The organism is Rhodanobacter sp. sgz306013 (assembly GCF_057031145.1).
Genome location: NZ_JBXCIJ010000001.1, coordinates 647,593 through 663,757, shown reverse-complemented (window position 1 = coordinate 663,757; position 16,165 = coordinate 647,593). Strand labels below are relative to the sequence as shown.

General features: G+C 68.5%; 18 protein-coding genes. 8 read left to right on the top strand and 10 right to left on the bottom strand.

All coding sequences use genetic code 11. The features are described 5' to 3' along the window. Positions 1 to 27 precede the first annotated feature (27 nt). The 6 genes from AC2EWF_RS02975 to AC2EWF_RS02950 form a co-directional block, all read right to left on the bottom strand. The gene (locus AC2EWF_RS02975; protein ID WP_483637863.1) at positions 28 to 1,587 is read right to left on the bottom strand and encodes a protein adenylyltransferase SelO; all 1,560 of its coding nucleotides are present in this window, start codon (positions 1,585 to 1,587) and stop codon (positions 28 to 30) included. 114 nt (positions 1,588 to 1,701) lie between these two features. Further along, entirely contained in the window at positions 1,702 to 2,466 is a 765-nt protein-coding gene (locus tag AC2EWF_RS02970; RefSeq protein ID WP_483637862.1) for a class I SAM-dependent methyltransferase, read from the bottom strand. A gap of 83 nt (positions 2,467 to 2,549) precedes the next feature. After that, on the bottom strand, positions 2,550 to 3,143 hold the full coding sequence (thpR, locus tag AC2EWF_RS02965; protein ID WP_483637861.1) for an RNA 2',3'-cyclic phosphodiesterase: 594 nt from the start codon (positions 3,141 to 3,143) through the stop codon (positions 2,550 to 2,552). 469 nt (positions 3,144 to 3,612) lie between these two features. Then, entirely contained in the window at positions 3,613 to 4,461 is an 849-nt protein-coding gene (locus tag AC2EWF_RS02960; protein WP_483637860.1) for a DUF3014 domain-containing protein, read from the bottom strand. A gap of 78 nt (positions 4,462 to 4,539) precedes the next feature. Continuing rightward, positions 4,540 to 5,301, bottom strand: coding sequence for an ABC transporter permease (locus AC2EWF_RS02955; protein ID WP_483637859.1), 762 nt, complete (start codon positions 5,299 to 5,301; stop codon positions 4,540 to 4,542). Continuing rightward, the gene (locus AC2EWF_RS02950; RefSeq protein ID WP_483637858.1) at positions 5,298 to 6,251 is read right to left on the bottom strand and encodes an ABC transporter ATP-binding protein; all 954 of its coding nucleotides are present in this window, start codon (positions 6,249 to 6,251) and stop codon (positions 5,298 to 5,300) included. The genes AC2EWF_RS02955 and AC2EWF_RS02950 overlap by 4 nt, the downstream gene beginning before the upstream one ends. Positions 6,252 to 6,429: 178 nt before the next feature. Here AC2EWF_RS02950 and AC2EWF_RS02945 point away from each other — a divergent pair, with 178 nt between their 5' ends. From AC2EWF_RS02945 to AC2EWF_RS02920, 6 genes are all read left to right on the top strand, one after another. Further along, on the top strand, positions 6,430 to 6,882 hold the full coding sequence (locus tag AC2EWF_RS02945) for a MarR family winged helix-turn-helix transcriptional regulator (RefSeq protein WP_483637857.1): 453 nt from the start codon (positions 6,430 to 6,432) through the stop codon (positions 6,880 to 6,882). 32 nt (positions 6,883 to 6,914) lie between these two features. Beyond that, positions 6,915 to 7,478, top strand: a complete 564-nt coding sequence (locus tag AC2EWF_RS02940; protein WP_483637856.1) for an isochorismatase family protein — start codon at positions 6,915 to 6,917, stop codon at positions 7,476 to 7,478. Positions 7,479 to 7,492: 14 nt separating this feature from the next. After that, positions 7,493 to 7,822 (top strand): hypothetical protein, encoded by a 330-nt coding sequence (locus AC2EWF_RS02935; RefSeq protein ID WP_483637855.1) that lies wholly within the window; start codon positions 7,493 to 7,495, stop codon positions 7,820 to 7,822. Then, the gene (locus AC2EWF_RS02930) at positions 7,819 to 9,054 is read left to right on the top strand and encodes an MFS transporter (protein ID WP_483637854.1); all 1,236 of its coding nucleotides are present in this window, start codon (positions 7,819 to 7,821) and stop codon (positions 9,052 to 9,054) included. The genes AC2EWF_RS02935 and AC2EWF_RS02930 overlap by 4 nt, the downstream gene beginning before the upstream one ends. A gap of 102 nt (positions 9,055 to 9,156) precedes the next feature. After that, positions 9,157 to 9,618, top strand: coding sequence for an SRPBCC family protein (locus AC2EWF_RS02925; protein ID WP_483637853.1), 462 nt, complete (start codon positions 9,157 to 9,159; stop codon positions 9,616 to 9,618). Positions 9,619 to 9,625: 7 nt separating this feature from the next. Then, the gene (locus AC2EWF_RS02920) at positions 9,626 to 9,955 is read left to right on the top strand and encodes an ArsR/SmtB family transcription factor (protein WP_483637852.1); all 330 of its coding nucleotides are present in this window, start codon (positions 9,626 to 9,628) and stop codon (positions 9,953 to 9,955) included. Positions 9,956 to 9,958: 3 nt separating this feature from the next. On the opposite strand, the gene AC2EWF_RS02915 is transcribed toward AC2EWF_RS02920, so the two are convergent. After that, complete coding sequence (locus tag AC2EWF_RS02915; RefSeq protein ID WP_483637851.1) at positions 9,959 to 10,318, bottom strand: YciI family protein; 360 nt, start codon at positions 10,316 to 10,318, stop codon at positions 9,959 to 9,961. Between the two features lie 58 nt (positions 10,319 to 10,376). Here AC2EWF_RS02915 and AC2EWF_RS02910 point away from each other — a divergent pair, with 58 nt between their 5' ends. Next, positions 10,377 to 10,601 (top strand): hypothetical protein, encoded by a 225-nt coding sequence (locus AC2EWF_RS02910; RefSeq protein WP_483637850.1) that lies wholly within the window; start codon positions 10,377 to 10,379, stop codon positions 10,599 to 10,601. A gap of 10 nt (positions 10,602 to 10,611) precedes the next feature. On the opposite strand, the gene AC2EWF_RS02905 is transcribed toward AC2EWF_RS02910, so the two are convergent. Beyond that, positions 10,612 to 12,567 carry a M61 family metallopeptidase gene (locus tag AC2EWF_RS02905; RefSeq protein WP_483637849.1) on the bottom strand — a complete coding sequence of 652 codons (1,956 nt, stop codon included), beginning with the start codon at positions 12,565 to 12,567 and terminating at the stop codon, positions 10,612 to 10,614. A gap of 115 nt (positions 12,568 to 12,682) precedes the next feature. On the opposite strand from AC2EWF_RS02905, the gene AC2EWF_RS02900 reads away from it, so the two are divergent. After that, the gene (locus AC2EWF_RS02900; protein ID WP_483637848.1) at positions 12,683 to 13,225 is read left to right on the top strand and encodes a DUF924 family protein; all 543 of its coding nucleotides are present in this window, start codon (positions 12,683 to 12,685) and stop codon (positions 13,223 to 13,225) included. A gap of 99 nt (positions 13,226 to 13,324) precedes the next feature. On the opposite strand, the gene AC2EWF_RS02895 is transcribed toward AC2EWF_RS02900, so the two are convergent. Continuing rightward, positions 13,325 to 15,592, bottom strand: coding sequence for a thiamine pyrophosphate-dependent enzyme (locus AC2EWF_RS02895; protein WP_483637847.1), 2,268 nt, complete (start codon positions 15,590 to 15,592; stop codon positions 13,325 to 13,327). A 34-nt stretch (positions 15,593 to 15,626) separates the two neighbouring features. Next, positions 15,627 to 16,130, bottom strand: a complete 504-nt coding sequence (locus AC2EWF_RS02890; protein WP_483637846.1) for a nucleotidyltransferase family protein — start codon at positions 16,128 to 16,130, stop codon at positions 15,627 to 15,629. Positions 16,131 to 16,165 lie beyond the last annotated feature (35 nt).

Genomic DNA, 16,165 nt, shown 5'->3' with positions numbered 1-16,165 from the left:
GGCCAGCCTGGCGGACACGCGCCACCCTCAGGAGCTGCACGAGAGCATCGAACAGCCGGGTTTGTGCCGCGCCCAGTCGGGACGCCTGCGTGCGAACGCTTCGCGGTCGGGCTGATCCTCATAGGGCTGGCGCAGCACGTCGAGCAACTCGTGGACGCCGCCGCAGTCGCCCTGCTCCGCGCGCTCGATCGCCTGCTGGGCGAGGTAGTTGCGCAGAACGTACCGCGGGTTGGCGGCGCGCAGGCGGGACCGGCGCTCGTCGGCGGGTAGCGGGTCGTTGGTGAGGCGGGCGGCGTAGCGTGCCAGCCAGTCCGCGAAGGCCGGCCCGTGCGCCTGCCGTTTCGCCTCGTCATAGAACGCCTCGCGCAGCGGTTCCGGTCCGGGACATCGCGGATCGAAATCGACGAGGCCGCGGAACCACAGCGTCATGTCCACCTCGGCTTCGTGCAGCAGCGACCGCAGCGATTGCATCAGCGCCACGTCCTCGTCGCGGCATGCGGCCAGGCCGAGCTTGGCGGCGGTGTTGGCGCGATCCGCCCCGGCGTAGACGGCCGCGTAGCGGTCCAAGCCGGCCTGCAGCGGGGCAATGTCCCCGAACAGCGGCGCCAGGGCGCCGGCAAGCCGGGACAGGTTCCACCATGCCACGTTCGGTTGCTGGCCGTAGCGATAGCGGCGGCGATGCGCGTCGGTGATGTTCGGCGTCCAGTCCGGATCGTAGTCGTCGACCCAGCCATATGGGCCGTAGTCCAGGGTGAGGCCGATGATGGAGAGGTTGTCGGTGTTCATCACCCCATGCACGAAACCCACCCGCATCCAGTCGGCCATCAGGCGCGCGGTGCGCGCGCAGACCTCGCCGAACCAGTCGCCGTACAAGGTATCGCCCTGCCCCGTGAGCTGCGGGAAGTCGCGGCGGATGGTGAAATCCACCAGCTGCCGCAGCAGCGCCGTGTCGCCGCGCGACGCGGGCAACTCGAAGCTCCCGAAGCGGATGAACGACGGCGCCGCGCGACAGACGATGGCGCCCGGTTCCGCGTGCGGATGGCCGTCGTAAAGCAAGTCGCGCACGACCTCCTCGCCGGTCCCGACCAGGCACAGCGCGCGTGTGGTCGGGATGCCGAGATGGTGCATCGCCTCGCTGCACAAGAATTCGCGGATCGAGGAGCGCAGTACCGCGCGGCCGTCCGCGCCGCGCGAATACGGCGTGGGGCCGGCACCCTTGAGTTGCAGTTCCCAGCGCCTGCCGCCGTCGGTGACCGCCTCGCCCAGCGAGATCGCGCGGCCGTCGCCGAGCTGGCCCGCCCACACGCCGAACTGGTGGCCGCCGTAGTTCGCCGCCCAGGACTGCGTGCCGGGGAGCATCGCACTGCCGCCGAATACCTGGGCGAAAGCCTGGTCGGCGAGATCGCCGGCGTCGAAGCCCAGCGCCGCGGCCATCTCCGTCGAATGGGCGAGCAGCCGTGGCGCGGCCACGGGCGTAGGCATCACCAAGGAATACAGTGCACCCGCCACCTCGCGCGGACCGGGGGCATCGGAGGGATCGGCGGGGAGCTCGCGCAGAAACGTGTTGTCAAAGTGCAGCCGGTGCATATGGCGATGGTAGCTCGCAAGATGCACCGGGCTGCAGGGTCGCTTCCCGATGCCGGCCGGTCATGAAAGGATCGGCCGGGTGCGGGACATCCATGGTCCGCTTGCGGCATCCCGCTACTTGGCGGGCTTGCGGAAGCGATAGATGAACTGGCTGGTATGGCCGCGGATCGACGGATCGAACACCTTGTTGGTCAGCGGATCCTTGGGATTCAGCAGCGCGTCGCTCTCGCCGTCGAAGACGAAGCCGGCGCCCTCCACCTCCTTCTTCACCACGGCGGGATCGATGCGATGCAAGGTGTCGGTGTCGGCCAGGCCCGAGCCGGCCGGCGCCATGTGATCGATCACCACGAACACCCCGCCGGGCTTGAGCGCGTCGAACACCTGCTTGTCGAACCTGGCCATGTCCACCGGCCCCATGAACGGATCGTGGTAATCGTGGTAATTCTGCGCGGTGAACACCAGATCAGCCTTGGCCGGCACGCCGAGTTGGGCAGCGGGCCGCTTGAGCAGGCTGACATTCTCGTAGTGCGGCGTGGTGATCAGCTGCTGCCAGTTCGCATAGTCCTTGGCCGAATACTTCGCCATCTCGTCCGGCCACACGGTGTAGACATGGCCCTGCGGCCCCACGATGGCACTGAACACCCGCGTCCAGTAGCCGCTGGCAGGTACCAGCTCGATCACGGTGCCGCCGGGTTTCACCTGGGTGAAGCTCATCACCGCGGCGATCTTGCGACGTGCATCGTCGTGGCGATCGGCGGCGCGCGCGGGATCGTTGATCGCGGCGGTGACATAGGCGGGTGCGGCCTGCTTGCCGGGCGGCGCAGCGGCCATCGCTGGAAGGGAGAGCGCGAGCAACGCGGCAAGAACGGTCGTACGCATGACGAACTCCGTTTTCAGCGATGGGGAGGCGCATTGTGCGCCCTATCCGCGCATGGCGTGGCCATGACCTCTGGTACAGGCCCTCAGTCCCCCAGCGGCCAGCTCGCCAGTGTGCGGTAGTCGTGCTGTCCGGGCGCGCTCTGGATCAGCGCAAGCCCACTTACCCGCCAGTGCACCGGCTCGATTTCTGCCTCCGGCAGCCATTCCCGGCCGTAGGCCAGCGTGACGTGCGGCACGAAGCTGCTCTCCAGCCGCAGTCCCGGCACCGAGCGCAGCAGGGCCTCGCGCCAGCTCGCCCACAGCGTCTGCAAGGGCTCGGGCGACACGCTGGCACAGAGCACGCGCGGCGGACGCCGGCCACGGAAGCTGCGCACGCGGTCCAGCGTCCACTCGAAGGCCGCGCCGTGCAGCTGGCCGGCGATGCGCTCCGTCGCCGCCACGAGATCGGGACGCGGCGACGCGTGGTCGCCGAGGAAATGCACCGTGACGTGGTAGCGCTGCGGATCCACCCAACCGGCGCCCGCCCCCGCCCGGGCGCCCAAGCTGGCCGCCGTCCGTGCCAGGGCGGCACGCACGTGTTCGTCCGGCAACAAGGCCAGGAACAGGCGATGGACGGTCACGGCGGGCACGGGCCCGCCGCCGAACAGGTCATGCTGGGATGGGTGTGGCTGGCTCATGGCACTCGTCACCGGGGCACCGATTTTGCCAGCCTGCAGGGCTTCCCACCGCTTGTGTCCGGCAAAGGGGGATACGCCCTGCCGCGCCCTGCAACCTGTGATGGCACGCACAGCCGACGGGAGGCAATTGTGCAGGCAGTGCGAATGCGGTTAGAGTGCTGCCGACGGTCGCGCAGGGGCGACCGAGGGGTAAAGCATGCACATGCCGCTGACCCGCTCCGCAGTGGAACGTGGAGCATCGAGGGTCGCAGGGATGCTCGCCGGAAAGACTCCCGTGGTACCGACACCGCAGCGCCCGCCCGTGACTCCGCCTGCGCTGGTGTCGTGGCATTCGGAAACGCATTCGCGCCGCGCCGACGAGGCCGCACGCCGCGCCAAACTCTGCGAAACCGACTGAAAGCCGGCGCACCGTCTACACGCAGCTCGCGCGGCGGCCGTGACCGGGCTCCTGGCCCGGTGCGCCGGCTCGTCAATGCGCCGGTGCGGTCGATGGCGGTCGCGCTGTCAGCAGGTCGCGGATCGTGCGCAGCCTGGCCTTGAGTTCGGCTTCGTTCGCCGGCCCCAGCCGCAGCATCAGCTTCTGCCCCACCGACAGCGACTCCAGTGCGGGATCGACGTAGACGTAGCGCCCTTTCTCCAGCTGCAGCGCGGGCGGCTGCGCGGGTGTGGGCGCGGCCAGCATGTCGTCGATCGCCACGATCAGCCGGTCGTTGAAATAGCTTTTGGGGTAACCCAGTTCGCGCCAGGCCTGCTGGAACAGCGGGTAGCTGTGCACGTACCACGCCACCAGCGCCTGCGGATCGGCGTGCTGCACGATGGCCATGTAGGGCGCGTAGCGTCCGGCATTGCCCGCGTCGACGGTGAGGATGCCCTGGGTCTCGGTAGTCCGGAACGCTCCGTGCGGGGTGCGCAGCGGCAGGATGAAACTGCTGCCCAGCTCGTGCCGCGGCAACGCGTCGACAGTAGCCACGATGTGGTTCACGACGGATTGCGGCAACAGCAGGTCCTGCAGCCCGTCGCCACCCAGCGCGACCAGTGCCGAACGCACGCTGGCGTCGCTGTCGACCAGCGCCGGCAGCGGCGCGGTGGAAGCGGAGGCCGGCACGGCGGCCTGCGCGATCGGATGCCGGATGGTGGCCGCCGGCGCTGGCGCCGGCGTGCCCGATGCGGCGGTAGCGGTGGACGCCGGTGCCGGCCCGGCACCTTGGCCCGGTTGAGCAGCGCGCCACGCCACGTAGCCTCCCACCGCGGCGATGGCCGCCACTGCGATCACCGCCGGTACCCAGCCGCTGCTGCCCGATTTGCGCCGGTACGTCACCGTCCACCTCCACGCCGTCGTCTCGATCCGCTTTCGACTCGCCCGCGGCCGAATCGTTCAGTCGCGGAGCAACCACACTCAGACCTTCAGCCGGTAGCCGGTCTTGAAGATCCACCACACCGCGGCCAGGCACAGTGCGAGGAAGGCCAGCGTGGCGACGAGGCTGATGCTCACGCCGACGTCGGCCAGGCCGTAGAAGCTCCAGCGGAAACCGGAGACCAGGTAAACCACCGGGTTGAACAACGTCACCTTTTGCCAGAACGGCGGCAGCATGTGGACAGAGTAGAAGCTGCCGCCGAGGAAGGTGAGCGGCGTGATCACCATCAGCGGCACCACCTGCAGCTTCTCGAAATTGTCCGCCCAGATGCCGATGATGAAGCCGAGCAGGCTGAAGGTGATCGTGGTCAGCAGCAGGAAGGCCACCATCACCAGCGGATGGGCGATCGAGTAGTCCACGAACAGGCGCGCGGTAGCCAGGATGATCAGCCCCACGATCACCGCCTTGGTGGCGGCCGCGCCCACGTAGCCGAGCACGATCTCCAGGAACGACAGCGGCGCCGAGTGCACCTCGTAGATGGTGCCCACGAACTTCGGGAAGTAGATGCCGAACGAGGCGTTGGAGACGCTCTGCATCAGCAGCGACAGCATCACCAGGCCGGGAATGATGAAGGCGGCGTAGCTGACTCCGTCCACGCTGGTTATGCGTGAACCGATCGCGGAGCCGAACACCACGAAGTACAGCGAGGTGGAGACCACCGGCGAGGCGATGCTCTGCATCAGCGTGCGCCCGGTGCGGGCCATTTCGAAGCGGTAGATCGCGCGGATGCCATACCAGTTCATGCGGCATTCTCCTTCACCAGTTGGAGGAAGATCTGCTCCAGCGTGTCCTGCCGCGTACTGAGGTCGCGGAAGCGGATCCCGGCGGCGGCGAGGTCGGCCAGCAGTGTGGTGATGCCGGTGCGCTCGCCCTGCGTGTCGTAGTTGTAGACCAGCTCGTTGCCGCCGGCGGCCAGTTCCAGCCGGTGCGACGCCAGCGCATCGGGTACCGCGTCCAGCGGATCGTGCAGCTGCAGGCGCAGCTGCTTGCGGCCGAGCTTGTGCATCAACGCGGCCTTTTCCTCCACCACGATCAGCTCTCCCTTGTTGATCACGCCCACGCGGTCGGCCATCTCCTCGGCCTCCTCGATGTAGTGCGTGGTGAGCACGATGGTGACGCCGCTCTCGCGCAGCCGCCGCACCATCGCCCACATGTCGCGGCGCAGCTCCACGTCAACGCCGGCGGTGGGCTCGTCGAGGAACAGCAACCGCGGTTCGTGCGACAACGCTTTGGCGATCATCACGCGCCGCTTCATGCCGCCGGAGAGCATCAGCATCTTGTTGTCGCGCTTGTCCCACAGCGACAACTCCTTCAGCAGCCGCTCGATGTACGCATCGTCCGGCGCCTTGCCGAACAGGCCGCGGCTGAAGCGCACCGTGTTCCACACCGTCTCGAACGCGTCGGTCTTCAGCTCCTGCGGCACCAGGCCGACCAGCGAGCGGCTGGCGCGCCAGTCGCGCACCACATCGTGGCCGTCCACCGTGATGCTGCCGGCGCCGAGGTTGACGATGCCGCAGATGATGCTGATCAGCGTGGTCTTGCCGGCGCCGTTGGGTCCGAGCAGCGCGAAGATCTCGCCGCGGCGGATCGCGAGGTCGATCGGCTTGAGCGCCCGGAAGCCGCCCGGATACACCTTGTCCAGCCCGCGCACGACGAGGATGTCGTCGTCCGCTGCCTGTGCCACTGCATTCATGCCTGCCTCCAGCGTCTCGCTGGCCACCGTGCGGCGGCCAAGGTCTGGAAATACTAAACCAAGAAGTTTTGAAATCAAGCGGTTCGACCCGGAAGCGCTGCGCAAGCCATCCCGCCCGATCGCCGAGATATGAAGTTTACCTTTGCAGTTTAGCTGTACATGGCGTAGCATCCGCGCCATGAAGACCGTCCGCCCCGACCCGCGCGTCGCCCAGGCCAAGGCCACCGCACGCGAACTGCGCGGCCTGATCGGCAAGCTGAAGCGCCAACTGCGCGAGAAGGTCGGCGTCGAGGGGCTCACCCTGTCGCAGATCGCGGTGCTGATCCACCTGGATCGCCACGGCAGTGCCACGGTCAGCGAACTCGCCCGCGCCGAAAACGTCCGGCCGCAGTCGATGGGCGCCACGGTGGCCGGCATGCAGGCGCTGGCGCTGGTCGAGGGCACGCCCGACCCAGGCGACGGGCGGCGCACCCTGCTGTCGCTGACTTCGCTCGCGCACGAAAAGATCCGCACCATCCGCACGGCGCGCGAGGACTGGCTGTTCCACGCCATCCGCGAGCGTTTCAACGCCGGCGAACAGGACGCCCTCGCCCGTGGCGTCGAACTGCTCAAGCGGCTCGCCAGCGACTGAGCCGCTTCCCCCCCTCGTTACAAGGCCCTCCCATGGCACTGACCACGCTCGACCCCAGGACCGCCCTGGTCGTCATCGATATCCAGAAGGGCATCGTCCAGCTGTCCTGCGCGCACCCCATGGCCGGCGTGATCGATCGCATGGTGGAAATCACGCAAGCCTTCCGCCGACACGGCGCACCGGTGGTGCTGGTGAACGTGTCGGGCGGCGCGCCCGGCCGGAGCGAGCAGCCGAGGCGCATGGGCGACCTGCCGCCGGACTGGGCCGAACTGGTTCCGGCGCTGGATGCGCAGGCGGGCGACCATCGCGTCACCAAGCGCAGCTGGGGCGCCTTCGCGCACACCGACCTGCACGAACACCTGCAGAAACTCGGCGTGACCCAGGTGGTGATCGTGGGTGTGGCCACCAGCATCGGCGTGGAGTCCACCGCACGCCAAGCCTACGAGCTAGGCTACAACGTCACCCTCGCCATCGACGCGATGACCGACATGAACGCCGACGCGCACGAGAACAGCGTGGCGCGCATCTTCCCGCGGCTGGGCGAGACCGGCAGCGTGGCCGAAGTCATCGACCTGCTCGTGCGCTCCCGCGGCTGAGGAGGAAGCAACCCATGCCCTGGCTCCACTACGTGTCGTGGTTCTTCGGTGGAGCCCTGCTCGCCAACGCCGTGCCTCACGCCGTCAGCGGGCTGATGGGGCGCGCGTTCCAGAGCCCTTTCGCCAGGCCGCGCGGCGAAGGGCTCTCGTCCTCGGTGACGAACGTGTGGTGGGGCTTCCTCAACCTCGCACTTGGCTACGCGCTGCTGGCGCGCGTCGGCAATTTCGACACGCACGACGTCGCATGCATGGCCACGGCGTTCGCCGGTGCGCTGCTGCTGAGCCTTTGCATGGCACGCCACTTCGGCCGCTTCAACGGCGGCAACACGGTGGAGCGCACGTGAGCGCGAGCCGCTCCGGCATGTTCGGTTCGCTGTGCATCCGCAACTACCGGGTCTGGGCCGGCGGCGCGCTGGTGTCCAACGTCGGCACCTGGATGCAGCGGGTGGCGCAGGACTGGCTGGTGCTCACCGTACTCACCCGCCACAACGCCAGCGCGGTGGGCGTGGTGATGGCGCTGCAGTTCGGCCCGCAGTTGCTGCTGTTGCCGTGGAGCGGCTACGCCGCCGACCGCCTCGACCGCCGCAGGCTCCTGATCGCCACGCAGGCCGCGCTGGGCCTGCTGGCGCTGGGCCTGGGGCTGGTGACGGTCGCCGGCCTGGTCACGCTGTGGCAGGTGTACGTGTTCGCCTTCCTGCTCGGCTGCGTTTCAGCGTTTGATGCGCCGGTGCGGCAGGTGTTCGTCAACGAGCTGGTGGGCGACGAGCACCTGGCCAACGCGGTGGCGCTCAACTCCACCTCGTTCAACGCCGCGCGGATGATCGGCCCGGCCGTGGCCGGCCTGTTGATCGCCGCCGTGGGCTGCGGCTGGGTGTTCCTGATCAACGCGGCCTCGTTCGCCGGCGTGCTGGCCTCGCTGAGGCTGCTGCGCGTGGAGCGGTTGCACCAAGGCGAGCGCAAGGCGCGCAAACCCGGCGGCATTGCCGAGGGCTTCCGCTACGTATGGGGGCGGCCCGACCTGATGGCCGTGCTGGTGATGTTGTTCCTGATCGGTACGTTCGGCCTGAATTTCCCCATTTTCATCTCCACCATGTCGCTCACCGCGTTCCACGGAGGTGCCGGGCAATACGGCCTGCTCACCTCCGCGTTCGCCATCGGGTCGGTGGGCGGCGCGCTGTACTCGGCGTACCGCAGCCAGCCTGGCATGGCCGTGCTGTGCGCGGCCTCCGCGGCGTTCGGCATGGGCTGCGCGCTGGCCGCCATGGCGCCGGACGAAGGGTTGTTCGCCGCCGCCCTGGTGCTGACCGGCCTCGCCGCGCTGGTGTTCGCCACCGGCACCAACAGCCTGATGCAGCTCACCACGGAACCGGCGATGCGCGGCCGCGTGATGGCGCTGCGCATCGCAGTGGCAATGGGCGGCACGCCGATCGGCGCGCCCATCGTCGGCTGGATCGCCGACCACTTCGGGCCGCGCTGGGCGCTGGGCGTGGGCGCCGCCTCGGGACTGGCCGCGATGCTGGTGGCACTGCGTTACATGACCGGCTTGCGGGTGCGGCCAGCGGAAGCGCAGGCCTGATTCCGCCCGCCTGGATCGGGCAACCATGAAGTTGCATTTCCACTGATGTAGTGGCAATATGCAACCCATCGGTTGCATCCTGTCACGCTTCGGAGAATCCACATGAATGCGAGCACCGATCGCATCGAGCGGCAAATCTTGCTGCGCGCGCCGCGCGGCAAGGTCTGGCACGCCCTGGTGGACGCCGAAAGCTTCGGCGACTGGTTCGGAGTGAACCTGAAGGGGCAGCGTTTCGTCACCGGCGAAACCTCCCGCGGCCACATCACCTACCCCGGCTACGAGCACCTGGTGTGCGAGGTGCAGGTCGAGCGGATCGAGCCCGAGCATCTGTTCGCGTATCGCTGGCACCCCTACGCGGTCGACCCCGCCGCGGACTATTCGCAGGAACCGACCACGCTGGTGGAATTCACGCTGGAAGACCACGCCGACGGCATCCTGCTGCGCCTCGTCGAGTCCGGCTTCGACCACATCCCGCTGGCGCGTCGCGCCGAGGCCTTCCGCATGAACAGCGGCGGCTGGGACGAGCAGATGCAGAACATCCGCAACTACCTGGCTGGTCGCTGAGCGCGCCATGCTGAAACAAGCCGCCTGGCAGAAGAACGCGCCGTTATTCGCCGCGCTGGGCGATCCCACGCGACTGCGCCTGCTTGCGGCCCTGTGTGCCGGCGGCGCGCTGTCGATCGCGCAGCTCACCGCAGGCACCGCGATCACCCGCCAGGCTGTCACCAAGCACCTGCAGGTGCTGGCGGACGCGGGGCTGGTACGCGACAGCTGGCAGGGGCGCGAACGACAGTGGGAGCTGGAACCGTCGCGGCTGGCCGAGGCGCGCCGCGCGCTGGACGCGATCGCGGCGCAATGGGATCAGGCGTTGCTGCGCCTGAAACGCCTCGTCGAACACTGAGCCTTACGCCTCTGGGCAGGGCTCCATCACCTGGCGCACTTCGCACTCGATCTCCCACTCGTCGCCATGAACATCCAGGAAGCGGCGAGTCAGCGCCAGTGCCTCGTCCATCGAGGCAGCCTGCAGCATCGCGTAGCCTCCGATCACCTCCTTCGCCTCGGTGAACGGGCCATCAGTCACCGTCTGCCGGCCCCGCGACAGGCGCACTCGCTTGCCTTCTGACGTCGGATGCAGCCCGGCGGTGTCCAGCAGCGAACCGGCCGTCGTCATCTCGGCCATCAGCCTGCCCATGTCTTCCATCAGTCTTGCACTGGGTTTCTGGCCGTTGCGTTCGTTGATCCGCACCATCGAAAGGAATCGCATCACGTCTCTCCTGTGGGTATCGACGCCGCGAGGCACGCGGCGTTCGTCTGGACGACGAATGACGCGACGACCGATCGACAAGCCGCGCAAGGTGCCGAACGCCCGGCGCTGCCGTTGCCCGCGGGAGGCCCGGCGCGATACAGAGCGCGCAGGCCATCGCCTACGCTATTCGCCGTCGCTGGAAGTGGCGTTCCGCATCGCCGATGTGTTCGGCAAGCGGCTGGACGAGGTGTTCCACTGGAATCCCGGCGGCGGGGGCGCAAGCGCCACCCCGACGCCGTGAGGGCGCGGCGCTATTTGCGCGCCGCAATGATCTGGTCGAGGTAGTCCGGCGTACCGGCGATGCGCTGCAGGTGCGGGTATTGCAGGCCGCCGTGGTAGTCCACCGGCACCGTCTGCACGTTGCCTTGGAACTTCAGCAACAGCTGGATCGGCGCACCGCCGCCCTTGGCCGCCACGATCGCCGCCTTCAACGCGTCGGACGAATAGGCCTGCCCGTTCACCGCCACCAGGGTGGCGCCGGTGCTGACGCCGGCCTTGAAGGCGGGACCGCCCCAGCGCACGTCGTTGACTTCGCCGCTCTTGGTGAGGGTCAGGCCGATCGACCAGGCGAAGTTGTAGATGTGGCGCGGGGACTCGGGCCGGCTGTCGTACTGCTTCTCGTAGGCGCTGGGCTGGTCGGTGTAGACCATTTTCCAGCCGGTGGCGGCGAGGCCGTCCAGCAGCGGCGGATCCAGCGCGTCGGCGCGGGCGCGCAGGAACGCAGCCCAGTCGTATTTCGCCACGCCGTCCAGCGCGGCGACCACGTCATCCAAGGTGTAGGTCTTCGTGACGAAGCTGCCGTCGTCCACGCCGAAGAAGGCCTGCGCGAAATCGTCCAGCGATTTCTTCCCGTGGGTGAGCTCGCGCAGCTTGGCGTCCGCCGCCAGCCACAGCATCTGGCCGCCCGAGTAGTAGTCCTCGCTCATCTGCCAGCTGCGGTACGGCAGCCCGGAGCGGTGCGCGGCGGTGGCGTCGTTGGTGGTGTCCTCCAGCGTGCGCCACTGGAAGCCGGGACGGTTGCGGTCGTAGTTGGCCGCCGTCATCGCCAGCGCGTCGCGGAACTGCTCCGGCGTCCACAGGCCGGCGCGCGCGGTGAGCACGTAGCCCCAGTACTGCGTCTGGCCCTCGTATACCCACAGCAGCGAGTCGCCCATCGGCACGTTGAGGTTCGGCGTCCAGAGGTCGGCCGGGCGGCGGAACTTGCCGTTCCACGAATGCACGTATTCGTGCGCCAGCAGGTCGCGGTTCGGCGCGTCGTCGCTCCAGGCGGTGAAGTAGTCGGCGCCCATGCCGTCCTCGCTGGACTGGTGGTGCTCCAGGCCATTGCCGGCCAGCTGGTCGGACAGCGAGAACAGGAAGTCGTAGTGGTCGTAGTGGTGCGAGCCGAACAGTTTCACCGCCTGGGTCACCAGCGCACGGTGTTCCTCGAGCTGCTCCGGCGTCATCTCCAGGTACTTCGGTTCGTCGGCCACGACGTCGAGGTGCACCGGCGCCTTGCCGCCGGGGTTCAGGTCCACGCGCTTGAAGTAGCGGCCCGCGTACATCGGCGAATCGACCAGCGTGTTGTAGCTCACCGGCTTGAACGCGGTGCGTGTACCGGACGGCGACGCCTGGCTTGCATCGGCACGTTCCAGCGCGCTGCCGAACTGCCAACCCTGCGGCAGGGTCACGCTGGGCGCGAAGCGGATGTCGCGGCTGTAGTGGCCGGCCGGATAGAGCGACACCTTGTCCCATTCCAGCATCAGCATGCGGTCGGTCATCTCATAGCCGCCGTCGCGCGGCGAGAGGTACTGGAAATCCGCATCGAGCGTGGTGGCGCCCACTGGCACATCCAGGTGGAAGGCGTACACGTCGTACTTGTCGCGCTTCCACGCGACCGGCTTGCCGTTGGCGCTGAGCTTCAGGCCTGCCAGCATCGCGATCGGGCCGCTGGGCGAATGGTTGCCCGGGATCCACTCCGGATACAGCAGGGTCAGCTTGCCCGGCTCGACCGGAATCGTTTCGTGCACGCGGAAGATGCCCTGCCGCGTGTCGCTGGCATCGACGTGGATGGCGATAGTGCCGGGATACGGCGTGTCCTGCGGCACCGGCACCTGCGTGCTGCGCGATACCTGGGCGCCGGCGGTGCCGGCAGCGAGCGCCAGCGAGACGGCCAGGGCGAGGCGGCATTGGGCGCGTGGCGGACGCACGGACGAAGCGAGGGACATGGCGGCACCTGCGGACGGCTGGGGATTTCCCCAACTTAGCACCAGCCGCGGGCCGCGCGGGGGTGACGACTGGCACTGTGCGACGATGGCGCATTACCTCACCGACGGGCACGCCATGACCGCAAGCCATCAGCCGCAGGACGTCGTCCGCTTCTGGCGCGAGGCCGGACCCGACAAGTGGTTCGAAAAGGACGATGCGTTCGACCGCAGCTTCACCGCGCGCTTCCTCGACACGCACATGGCCGCGGCGCGGCGCGAGCTCGACCGCTGGCTGGACGAGGCCGATGGCGCGCTGGCGCTGCTGATCCTGCTCGACCAGCTCCCGCGCAACGCCTTCCGCGGCACCGCCCACATGTTCGCCACCGACCCGCTGGCGCTGGCCTTCGCGAAGCAGGCCGTGGCGCGCGGCCACGACCGCGCGGTGGAGCCGGCGCTGCGTGTGTTCTTCTACCTGCCGTTCGAGCACAGCGAGACGCTGGCCGACCAGGATCGTTCGATGGCGCTGTGCGAAGGACTGGGCGACTACGCCAGGTACGCGCGCATCCACCACGACGTGATCGCACGCTTCGGCCGCTTCCCGCACCGCAACGCCGTGCTCGGCCGCGAGACCACGGCCGGGGAACAGGCATTCCTCGATGCGGGCGGCTTCGCCGGCTGAGCCGGCTTTTCGCAGGAGCGCACCCTGTGCGCGAAGGCTCTGGTGCTGGATCGAAGCCAGGAGCTTTCGCGCACAGGGTGCACTCCTACACGATGGCGGTCAGGCCAGCTTGCGCGCCGCCGCCACCACGTCCGCCTCGCCCGGCAGCACCAGGAAGGCGGCGCCGGCTAGCGGGGTGAAGGTGTCCGCACCCACCACGCGCTGCAGCGGCGTGGCGCCGAGGCCGGCTTCCACGATGGCGGTGATCACGCCCTCGCCCACTCCGGCGCTCTTGCGGCCCTCGTCCAGCACGACGATGCGCTTCGCATCCTTCGCCTGCGCGGCGATGAAGGCGTCGTTGAGCGGCGCCAGCCAGCGCAGGTCGACCACGCGCACCTTCCACTTCAGCTCGGCCTCGATGGTTCGCGCGGCGCGCAGCGCCATCGGCACGCCGTTGCCGAAGGTAAACACCACCAGGTCCTTCGCCTTCTCGTTGTAGACGCGGCCCTCGCCCAGCGTCATCGCCTCGCCCGGCGCGGGATAGGCGAACTGCCACTGCCCGTCGCCGGCCTCGTGGAGGTCCTTGGTCATGTACAGCGCGATCGGTTCGAGGAAGGCACAGACGCGGCCGTCCACCCTGGCCAGCGCGGTGAGCGTGCGCAGCATGGTGGCCGCGTCGTCGCCGCGCGAGGGACAGCCCACCACCAGGCCGGGGATGTCGCGCAGCGCGGCGATCGAGTTGTCGTTGTGGAAGTGGCCGCCGAAGCCCCGCTGGTAGCCCAGAGACGCCACGCGCATCACCAGCGGGTTGCGGTACTGGTCGTTGGAGAAGAACTGCAGGCTGGCCGCCTCGCCGCGGATCTGGTCGCCCGCGTTGTGGAAGTAGGCGAGGTACTGGATCTCCGGGATCGGCAGCATGCCCATGTTGGCGTAGCCCTGGGCGAGGCCGAGGATGACGGTCTCGTCCAGCAAGGTGTTGAACACGCGGGTGTTCTTGAATGCCTTGTGCAAGCCCTTGGTGACCGTGTACACGCCGCCCTTCTGCGCCACGTCCTCGCCGAACAGCAGCGACTCGGGATACTTGGCCATGACGTCGTGCAGGGCCTGGCCGATCTGGATGGCGAGATGGCGCGGCGGCTGGTTCTCCGGCAGCTTGTCCGCGCCGCCGAAGGCCTTGAGGCGCGCCTCGGCGTAGTCGGCGCGCTCGGCCTCGGCCTTCACCTTGGTCGGCGTATACGGCGCCAGCGGCTTCATCACGTCGTCGAGGCGCTCCAGCTTGGGACGGCGGTCGGCTTCCTCGGCGGCGGCGAAGCAACGCCTGCGGATGGTCTCGTTGAGTTCGAGCAGCGCGTCCTTGGTGTACAGGCCCGACTCCAGCGCAATGGCGGCCGAACGCAGCAGCGGATCGCTCGCCTCCACCGCCACCAGCTCTTCGATGCTGCGCCACTCGATCTCGAAGTCGGTGCCGGCGTGGCCCATGATGCGGGTGGTGCGCAGGTGCAGGAAGGTGGGGCGGCGCGTGCTGCGGCAGTGCTCCACCGCGCGCTGCACCTGGGCGTAGCCTTCGGCGAGGTCGAGGCCGTCGGCATAGAAATAATCGAGGTTGGAGCGCGACTGGAAGTTGCTGGCCACCCAGCCGGTCGGCGTCTTCACCGAGATGCCGATGCCGTTGTCCTCGCACACGAACAGCACCGGCGCGGGCAGCTTCTGGTAAGCCGTCCACGCCGCTGCGTTGAAGGCCGTCTGCGCGGTGGCGTGGTTGCTGGAGGCGTCGCCGAACGAACAGATCGCGATGGAGTCGTCGGGAATCGGCAAGCTGTGGCCTATGCGTCGCGCATGGTCGATGGCGATCGCCGTGCCCAGCGCCTTGGGCAGGTGCGAGGCGATGGTCGAGGTCTGCGGCAGCACCCAGAGCGGCTTGCTGCCCCACACCTTGTGGCGACCGCCGGAGGCCGGGTCGTCCTTGCTGGCGGCGAAGGACAGCGCCGAATCCATCACCGGATCCATGCCCGGCAGCTTGCGGAACCGCTCGGCCATGAAGCCGCCGCTGCGGTAGTGCAGGAAGGCCGGGTCGGTGTGGCGGGTCAGCCGCGCCACCATCGCGTTGCCTTCGTGGCCGGACGATCCGATGGTGTAGAACACCTTGTTCTGCACGCGCAGCACGCGTGCCATGAGATCCAGGTGACGCGAGATCAGCTGCGATTCCAGCAACTCGCGGAACCCCCGCGCGTCGAGCGCGCTGCCCGGCAGCACCGGCGCGTCGTCGCGGGGCGCGGCGTGCACGTCGCCCTGCCGCAGCTGCACGAACTCGGTGAAATTCTGGTCGACGATCTCGGCGCGGTTGAAGCCCTTGTGGCGGGCGGCGATGGGGGCTGGCGTGGTGGTCATGGCAGTGTCGTGTCGGTAAGCGGCTGTGCGGCCGTCAGGAAGAGGAAACGATGGGAAGCGCGGATGGCTGGCGCAGGCGGCGCAAGGCGGTAGCGCGCTCGCGATCCTTGTCGCGGCCGAAGGATTCGAGGATGCGGATCTGCTCGTCCAGCGAGGGCACCGGCACGGCCATGCCTTGTACGCCGGCCAGTACCAGTCGCCCCGGCGACACGGGTTGCCAGCCGTTGCCCTGGTCCAGTTCCAGCCCGCCCATCACCTCCACCGGCAGGCCGGGGAAGCGGAAGCGGGCGAAACGCGAACAGAAGCGGTCGCTGTCGGCCGGCTCGTGCAGGGTGTCGCGACGGTCGGCCCACAATGTCGCCAGCGTCTCGGCATCGGCCCGCGAGACCAGCACATCGACGTCGGCCACGTCCACCTCGGCGCCGAGCAGGCGCGCCGCCGTGCTGCCGATCAGGCACCAGGGCTCCGCACAGTGCACGTGCAGATCCGGCACCAGCTCGGCGAGCGCGACGAACAGCGCGGGCGGGATGTGGCTCATGCGTCGCAACCCATGCGCAGGACCGAGCCATCGAT

Bases quoted from the DNA above. Each gene is read 5' to 3' on its own strand.
- AC2EWF_RS02940 (WP_483637856.1), top strand. From the start codon at position 6,915: ATGGCACTGACCACGCTCGACCCCAGGACCGCCCTGGTCGTCATCGAT.
- AC2EWF_RS02910 (WP_483637850.1), top strand. From the start codon at position 10,377: ATGACGCGACGACCGATCGACAAGCCGCGCAAGGTGCCGAACGCCCGG.
- AC2EWF_RS02935 (WP_483637855.1), top strand. From the start codon at position 7,493: ATGCCCTGGCTCCACTACGTGTCGTGGTTCTTCGGTGGAGCCCTGCTC.
- AC2EWF_RS02920 (WP_483637852.1), top strand. From the start codon at position 9,626: ATGCTGAAACAAGCCGCCTGGCAGAAGAACGCGCCGTTATTCGCCGCG.
- AC2EWF_RS02915 (WP_483637851.1), bottom strand. From the start codon at position 10,318: ATGCGATTCCTTTCGATGGTGCGGATCAACGAACGCAACGGCCAGAAA.
- AC2EWF_RS02890 (WP_483637846.1), bottom strand. From the start codon at position 16,130: ATGAGCCACATCCCGCCCGCGCTGTTCGTCGCGCTCGCCGAGCTGGTG.
- AC2EWF_RS02925 (WP_483637853.1), top strand. From the start codon at position 9,157: ATGAATGCGAGCACCGATCGCATCGAGCGGCAAATCTTGCTGCGCGCG.
- AC2EWF_RS02895 (WP_483637847.1), bottom strand. From the start codon at position 15,592: ATGACCACCACGCCAGCCCCCATCGCCGCCCGCCACAAGGGCTTCAAC.
- AC2EWF_RS02905 (WP_483637849.1), bottom strand. From the start codon at position 12,567: ATGTCCCTCGCTTCGTCCGTGCGTCCGCCACGCGCCCAATGCCGCCTC.
- AC2EWF_RS02950 (WP_483637858.1), bottom strand. From the start codon at position 6,251: ATGAATGCAGTGGCACAGGCAGCGGACGACGACATCCTCGTCGTGCGC.
- thpR (WP_483637861.1), bottom strand. From the start codon at position 3,143: ATGAGCCAGCCACACCCATCCCAGCATGACCTGTTCGGCGGCGGGCCC.
- AC2EWF_RS02970 (WP_483637862.1), bottom strand. From the start codon at position 2,466: ATGCGTACGACCGTTCTTGCCGCGTTGCTCGCGCTCTCCCTTCCAGCG.
- AC2EWF_RS02955 (WP_483637859.1), bottom strand. From the start codon at position 5,301: ATGAACTGGTATGGCATCCGCGCGATCTACCGCTTCGAAATGGCCCGC.
- AC2EWF_RS02900 (WP_483637848.1), top strand. From the start codon at position 12,683: ATGACCGCAAGCCATCAGCCGCAGGACGTCGTCCGCTTCTGGCGCGAG.
- AC2EWF_RS02975 (WP_483637863.1), bottom strand. From the start codon at position 1,587: ATGCACCGGCTGCACTTTGACAACACGTTTCTGCGCGAGCTCCCCGCC.
- AC2EWF_RS02945 (WP_483637857.1), top strand. From the start codon at position 6,430: ATGAAGACCGTCCGCCCCGACCCGCGCGTCGCCCAGGCCAAGGCCACC.